1 protein-coding gene is annotated in these 1,009 nt (G+C 72.2%); it reads right to left on the reverse strand.

What is annotated here, in order from left to right; all coding sequences use genetic code 11:
• The coding region (locus ACFHWU_RS29190) for a transposase domain-containing protein (protein WP_416592310.1) at positions 1-913 on the reverse strand (913 nt) is incomplete at its 3' end.
• Positions 914-1,009 lie beyond the last annotated feature (96 nt).

Here is a 1,009-nt window from a genome sequence, read left to right on the forward strand (position 1 = left end):
GCAGACCCTGCCTGTCGAACGCGTCGGGAACCGTGTCGACGTCGGTCAGGTCGGCCCCGGCGCGGGCGGCCGCGAGGAGCCGCTCCCGCCGGGCACCCCGGACCGTCGGCCTGATCAGGACGGTGATCCAGGTGCCGTCGGACAGTACCTTGACCACGGGCAGGTCGAGCCGGGTCGGCGCCCGCCACACCAGCGCCGCACCGGACGCGACGGCGGTGTCCCACGCCTGCCAGGAGTGGAACCCCCGGTCCGCGACGAGCAGTTCGTCACCGCGTAACCGCGGATACAGCCGCTGCGCGAGGGTCTTCTCACCCACCGCGTAGGCGTCGATCTCCGCGGCGACGAACGCGTGGGTGCCGCACTCCGCGAGGGCCACGACCCGTGCCTTCGGAAACGCCGACCGGTTCTCCCCGGACCCGGCGTAGCCGAACTCGGCCGCGTTCGCGGCGCTGTCGGGCACATCGACGGTGAACCCGTCGATCGCCAGCAGCCGCCACCGGCGTAGGAACGACCCCCGCGCGGTGCCCAACGCGGCCACCGACGCTGTCGGGCCCGACCCGCCCGCGACCGGCCCACACGTGCGCGCGAACACCTCGTCGAACACCCGACGGCCCAACCGTTTCCGCGCCTGGGTGACCGCGCTCGACGTCGGCACGCTCCACCCCGCGTCCCAACACCCGAACCGGTCCAACGACCCCGTGACCCGGGCCGCGACCTCGGTGTAGTCATCGTCGGGGAACAACGTCAGCCCCAACGTCAGATACACGGCCACATGCGCCGGCAACTTCCCGTCCGACCGCTGCTCCCGCACCCCGCACACCTCGACCGCGGCGTCGACCTCCTCCCGCGACACCCGCGAAATCAACACCCCGAGCGTGACCTGGTCCGGCCGCACCACCGCATCCACCGACATGACCCGGAATCAGAACAGCCAACCCCGTCGGCACGCAGCCCGCCACGCCGAACCACCCGACAGCAGCCACACAACCGCAGGCCACACCCCAAGATC

The sequence above is a fragment of the Micromonospora sp. LOL_015 genome (assembly GCF_048060275.1).
Lineage (GTDB): Bacteria > Actinomycetota > Actinomycetes > Mycobacteriales > Micromonosporaceae > Micromonospora_E.